Raw genomic sequence first — 6179 nt, 5'->3', positions numbered from 1 at the left:
CTTCCGGAGGCTCGCGCAGTCATCACATTGCCGTTGTTCTGCCCAATTAGTTCGGTTATAAGATTGGCACCATCCGTACTCCCAGAGACTGTTGTATTCCGTATTGTGCCGTTGTTGTATCCGACAAGTCCACCCACAAACACATCACCGATAACGGTCACCTCTGTAAGCGTGATATCTGTGACTGTTCCCGAGTTGCGTCCAAATAGTCCAACCTCACTCTCAGTCGGGCGATTGATTGTCAGTCCTGTGATTGTGTAACTGTTCCCATCAAACGACCCAGTAAACGGCGAAGGGGTACCCTCATTACTGGGGTCTCCTCCGGTTGGATCAAATCCATGTCCGTCGTCAGATCGCGCCGTCTGTGAGGCGTCAATATCATTGATAAGTGAGTAATTCGCATCCAGATCATCCTCCATCGCCTGGAGTTCGGATACGTTTGAGATCTCATATGGATTTGACTCAGTCCCCTCCCCAGGCAGGTCGCTCACATCAACGTCGATAGGTCCAGCGTCGGTCTGCCCATGTGCGATCCCGGCGAATCCGCTGGAGACCCCCATCGGCAGAACAATCAGAATAAAGCCAGTCATGAGGATTGTGTTTTGCTGGGGTAATCTCATACGCAGATATTGGTATACACAGAATTCATACTTATATTAGCTTAGGCATATTTTGCTCCGTCCCTATATCCTGTCAGATAAAAATCTACTGTTCTTCATCAAAAATCAGGAAGTCACTTTCGAGCTAACAGAAATGATGATCAGATTATAATACTGGTAGAGACAGTTGCATAAACTCGTCATCGGGTGTCTCAGTTGTAAAGTTGTGGAAACATCTTTAATATCCGACATAAATAGCATCTACCGTAGTGCGCCTCATCATATATTGGCATCGTCACCACATAGAATGACCGCGACCATTGCAGCAATATATAAGCGTGTATCAAATGATAGCAGTTCTTCAATGTATACGACTACCCATCGCAGTAGCTCCAGTAAAATATTAATTTCTGTGGTCACTGAAATTGAATCGTTTTAGCACATTTTGCTCAATGCATGCATTGAGGAATCTTATTTAGATAATACATAACGGATGCTATATGAAAATTCAGTTAAACATCAACCTCTTTATAATAAAAATCTAGTGATACTATGTATAGAAATAATCAATGACTATACGAACTGTTGCTAATTTAATGAGATAATGAAGATACGTCTGTTATCATACTCTCATAAGCTGGTTAATATCCGAGTTTGCCTCGTGATGTTGTTTTAGTACATATCAGTTCGTTTGCGAAGCCACTGTATCTCTATACAAAATGTAATACTGTCCTGACACAGCAGTGTCTTACTATCAGCTCGGACGCCTAACTCTGTCGATTTTAGCGGTCTATACATAGAGATATTATTATACGACTAAATTTTATCAGTAATAAATCAGATGCAGATCCATCTGAGGTGCCAGCTAACCATATCGATTAGCCAGGATTTTGCCCCATAATAACTATTAGTTACTGATATCTAAACGGTGCTTACGATAGCTATCGACCTCTGGCTCAGACTCAAGAGCAACATTGTACACTCAAAGGTATTATATTCCGCCAAGACTGGTGTTCTTCTGAGTATGGAGACGCGGACACGAGCGGACTGAGCCATCTTATCCGCATCACGGTCAGATCAGACGCTAATATGCATTCTATCAGCCTGTGATAAGATACGTATCGTCGAGTCACTCAGAAGCAACGCACACCACAGTCTGAACTGAAATCCGTGTTCGCAACGACTGCTACGGTCCTTCAGCTTCGATTTTTTCTGTCACTTCATACTGATACAATGTTGGCTCAGCACTCATATGTGGCTCAATTGCCTGTTGGAACGACTCAAGATGGCTGCTTGACTCATGTGATTTGACCGCATCCCAGTCGTCATATTGCTCAATAATTCTGGCTGTCACCGGTGTCTCAATGTCAAATGTTACCCTATAGTCGATTACGCCTGGCTCTTCTCTTGATTTGAGAGCCATATCTTTAAGAATTTTACTCGCTTCTGGTTTCGATTCATCAGATATTGGTACTTCAGAGTGAATAACTATCACATATTCTATTCATCAGTCCATGATATAAAATACGGTGGCTTTCGAAGAATATCATATTCTTGATTATAGCCATAATATTAACAATTTAAATTGACTGAGACATATCAAAAATGTTCATGTATCATAGGAAATTGCATAGAATACAATTTCATTCACTATATTACGTTTATATTCTGAAAAGATTTAAACGAAGATAGATTCCTGGCATATATATGGGATTCAATTTCAAAACAATAGATACCGAAATAGCTAATTCACTTCCAAAAGGACTGCGTTCAAATGAAGCATTACACGATCCATTTGAATGGTATCATAATAAACGAAATACAGCACCAGTACAGTATGATCCTAGCCGTGGGGTATATGATGTATTTAGTTATGAATTAGTAAAAAAAAGTCTCCAAGATGGTGAAAATCTCGTTAGACCAGAATTAACACAGGAGGAAATAGACGACCCACTATCGTATTTCGATGCAGGGATGGTCTGGTCTAATGGGTCAGATCATAAACAAGTAAAAGGAGAAATGTTCCAATACTTTACTCCACGTATTTTAAATGGTATTGAGGAATCTATCCTTTCAATAACAAAAGCCCAATTGGATACTGCAATGTCTGATACCAATGAATTCGACTTTGTTGAGGATTTTGCCGTTCCTATCCCGCTGAGGGTAATTATGGATTTCATTGGTATTCCTCAAGCAGATCATGAACGACTATTGCAATGGTTAGAGACGTTTCGATCAGTCATGACGAGTGAGGATAGTGACGAGATGAGTTTAACAGAGGGGCACATGACAGGTGCCGCTCAGTACTTCGAAAATATAGTAGCTGAGCGCCGGGCAAATCCACAAAATGATCTTATTTCTCAGTTGGTCACAGAGACAACGCTTACTCCGAAACAGATTGGATCAAACTGTTTTGACTTTGCACTTGCTGGACAGGGGACGATGTCTGAGTTGCTGACCAATGCTCTGTATATATTAGATCAACAGAGTAGTATTTCTGAGTTTGAAGATCATGATCTATCTGTATTACTTGAGGAGGTGCTCCGATATAGAAGTCCACTTCAAGCCCGGGCAAGGCGAGCAGCAAGTCAAATTAAACTAGGCAAATCGACGATTCCTGTGGATTCAACTGTTATTTTGTGGATCGGAGCAGCGAATCGTGATCCAGACCAGTTTACTGACCCGGACAGTTTCAATCCACATCGAGATCCGAATCATCTTGCATTCGGGAGCGGCTCACACAATTGCATCGGGGCTCCAATCGCGCGGCTTGAAGCCCCAATTATACTACAAACGCTATTTGATAGACTTGCCAGATTAGATATTGACTACGAACGTGTCGTTCCAAAACCAAAGGCCTCCAAACTTGGGTTTGATCGGATGCCGGTCCAGATAGTTGAAAAGTAGCTATTTCATTTTAGAGCGTGTGATAATTTGGAATTAATGTGGTAGTACGAAAATTTTGACATTATAATCTCTAATGCTCTCACATTTTTTATATTATCTTTCATACTTATTCAGGTCAGGGTCTGAAATATCTCCAACTATATCTATCTGAGATATGTTAATATTGAATAACGAAAGCGATCTCGTCGCAAAGTTATATTATAATGAGTTTTGTTACTCATGAAGCTATATTTGCCGAAGCTATTGGAATGCGTGCCAGTCTTACCTTATATAATATCATTTAATAGCAGGATATATATGCAACTCATACAGGTAGTAATTATCTATGCATAGATGTAGTGACTTATTTCTTCTATTTATTTGAGGAAAGAGGTTTAATAACTGGAGAAAAACCGCTTCGTATGACAAGCGTATCCGGGCAAGACTCTGATAAAAACAAAAAATACGAGTCAAAAGTGACTGAATCTAAAGATAGTATTGAAACAGCGATGTCTCAGCCCTACTCTCGATCAAGGCGTCAAGCACTGTCAGCAATTGCAGCTGGTATCGGGACCGCAGCCCTAGCTGGCTGCTCAGGAGGAAGTGGGGGCGGTAGTGGAAGCGACTCACTCACTGTCTCCGTGTTTGGTGGTGCGTTCAAAGATGTCTTGGATAGTGCTCTTTTCGAACCGTTTGAGGAGGAAACTGGTGTGACAACTGAGTCAGAAGCTCAAGGTGGAGCAGCGGAAGTAATCCCAAATCTCGAAGGAGCCGTTCGAAGTGGAAATGCACCTGTAGACCTACTCATCATGACCGTGCCAGGCGCACTACGCGGAATTAATTCTGATCTATGGCACCGATGGAGTGCAGATCAGTTTGAGAATACACAATACATCGAAGATGACTTGATTACCCGCGACGACGGCGACATTATCGGTGTTGGGTCCATGGGATGGTTCATTAACTTAGTTCATAACACTGAGGAGTTTAGTGAACCTTTGACATCTTGGAATGCACTGTGGGACTCACAGTATGAGGATCGGCTAGCTATGATGTCACCAGCTGTAACTGGTTATCTCCCGGATATTACTGCTGAAGTTCGTTTGGGTGGTCAGGAAATGCTCCAGAGTGAAGAAGGAATCAGAAAAGTCTTTAACGAACTCAGTGGAATCGTCCCACAATCAGCCCTCTGGTACACCAATGAGGCAAATTTCCAATCCCGCTTGGCAAGTGGCGAAATTCCAGCCGGAATGTTGTATCACGATATTACGCGCGTGCTCCGCGTTGCACAGGATGCACCTGTCAAGAGCACATTCCCTGATGAGGGTGCTGTTCTCGGTTCTGGTCGCTGGGTTTCACCACGAACGACCGAAAATATTGAGGCAGCGAGGCAACTTATTGACTACGCTTCCCGACCAGAAGTGCAAGATCGAGTCACTCAGGAGCTATTCACTTTCCCAGCGATAGAGGAGCAATATAGTGAACTCAGCGACGAGGCGTATGCAAAGGCTGCCGGACCTGGCATTGAGGAAGTGATCCTTCCAAACTTTGAGTTGTACGTCGAACAGGAAGAATTGGTCAACCAACTGTGGAACGAGCTAATTGTCCAGGGGCAATAGTATGTCAAGAGTGGTATTAGAAGGTATTAAAAAGCGGTACCCTAATGACGTTGAAGCTGTGAGTAATGTTTCACTCGTCGTTGATGACGGTGAATTTCTCACGTTCGTTGGACCGAGTGGGTGTGGCAAAACAACCACCCTACGAACGATTGCAGGATTTGAGCAGCCTACTGAGGGTTTTGTTGGAATCAATGATATCCGCGTCAACGACGTGCCTCCAGATAAGCGGGATATCGGCATGGTATTTCAGGATTTCGCCCTGTTTCCGCACAAGACCGTCGCTGAAAACATCGCTTATGGATTGAAAGTACGTGATTATAACAGGACGCATATCGACGAACGGGTCGATGAAATGCTGGAGTTAGTTGAATTGCCGGAGACCAGAGACCGGATGCCGGACCAGCTCTCAGGTGGACAACAACAGCGTATAGCACTAGCCCGTGCGGTTGCACCTGAACCGGATGTACTCCTTCTTGATGAGCCGCTTGCGAGCTTAGATAAAAAGCTTCGGGAGACGATGCAAGTTGAGCTACGGCGCATCCAACGGAAGCTCGATATCACGACGATCCTCGTCACACACAATCAAAAAGAGGCATTGACGATGTCGGATCGAATCGCAGTTATGAGTGATGGTTATTTTGAGCAAGTCGGTCCTCCGGAAGAAGTGTATTCAACTCCGACAACACCATTTGTGGCTAACTTTGTTGGGACAGCGAACATATTTACTGGAACTGTCTCCTCAATTGACGAAGAGACTGCAACGGTCGATTGTGATACGACGACAATTCAGTCAGAAGATATTGAAGATCTTTCGGTTAATGATCCAGTGTCAGTTGTATTCAGACCGGAACACCTGACCGTCAGTGACGCAACGACAGCTACAGATGGAGCCGGTAATCAGAGCAATATATTCGATGGCACCGTGTCTGTCCGGAGATACACTGGTGATCAAATTGAGTATCACGTGGAGACAACCGATGGAGAATCTGTTGTGGCTGTTCAACGAGCCTCAGAAACTAATGCAGAAGAGGGGACTGATGTGACCCTTCGGATTTCAACCGATGACTGTCTACTA

The 6179-nt window shown here is 43.5% G+C and carries 4 protein-coding genes and 1 pseudogene; 3 read left to right on the top strand and 2 right to left on the bottom strand.

Going from position 1 to position 6179, the window contains the following annotated elements; all coding sequences use genetic code 11:
- Nucleotides 1-560 (bottom strand): annotated as a pseudogene (locus J07HQW2_RS03145) (hypothetical protein); the annotation flags it as partial.
- Nucleotides 561-1785: 1225 nt separating this feature from the next.
- Complete coding sequence (locus tag J07HQW2_RS03140; protein WP_021053869.1) at nucleotides 1786-2094, bottom strand: putative quinol monooxygenase; 309 nt, start codon at nucleotides 2092-2094, stop codon at nucleotides 1786-1788.
- A 212-nt stretch (nucleotides 2095-2306) separates the two neighbouring features.
- Between J07HQW2_RS03140 and J07HQW2_RS03135 the strand changes: the two genes are divergently transcribed.
- The 3 genes from J07HQW2_RS03135 to J07HQW2_RS03125 form a co-directional block, all read left to right on the top strand.
- The gene (locus J07HQW2_RS03135; RefSeq protein ID WP_021053868.1) at nucleotides 2307-3506 is read left to right on the top strand and encodes a cytochrome P450; all 1200 of its coding nucleotides are present in this window, start codon (nucleotides 2307-2309) and stop codon (nucleotides 3504-3506) included.
- A 401-nt stretch (nucleotides 3507-3907) separates the two neighbouring features.
- Nucleotides 3908-5104: an ABC transporter substrate-binding protein gene (locus J07HQW2_RS03130; protein ID WP_021053867.1), complete on the top strand. Its 1197-nt coding sequence runs from the start codon at nucleotides 3908-3910 to the stop codon at nucleotides 5102-5104.
- Between the two features lies 1 nt (nucleotide 5105).
- A partial coding sequence (locus J07HQW2_RS03125) for an ABC transporter ATP-binding protein (protein WP_021053866.1) occupies nucleotides 5106-6179 on the top strand: 1074 nt, incomplete at its 3' end.

This window comes from Haloquadratum walsbyi J07HQW2, from assembly GCF_000415985.1.
Lineage (GTDB): Archaea > Halobacteriota > Halobacteria > Halobacteriales > Haloferacaceae > Haloquadratum > Haloquadratum walsbyi_B.
Note: the sequence above shows the minus strand (reverse complement) of the source record. Positions and strands in the feature narration are given on the sequence as shown.

Bases quoted from the DNA above. Each gene is read 5' to 3' on its own strand.
- J07HQW2_RS03135 (WP_021053868.1), top strand. From the start codon at position 2,307: ATGGGATTCAATTTCAAAACAATAGATACCGAAATAGCTAATTCACTT.
- J07HQW2_RS03130 (WP_021053867.1), top strand. From the start codon at position 3,908: ATGACAAGCGTATCCGGGCAAGACTCTGATAAAAACAAAAAATACGAG.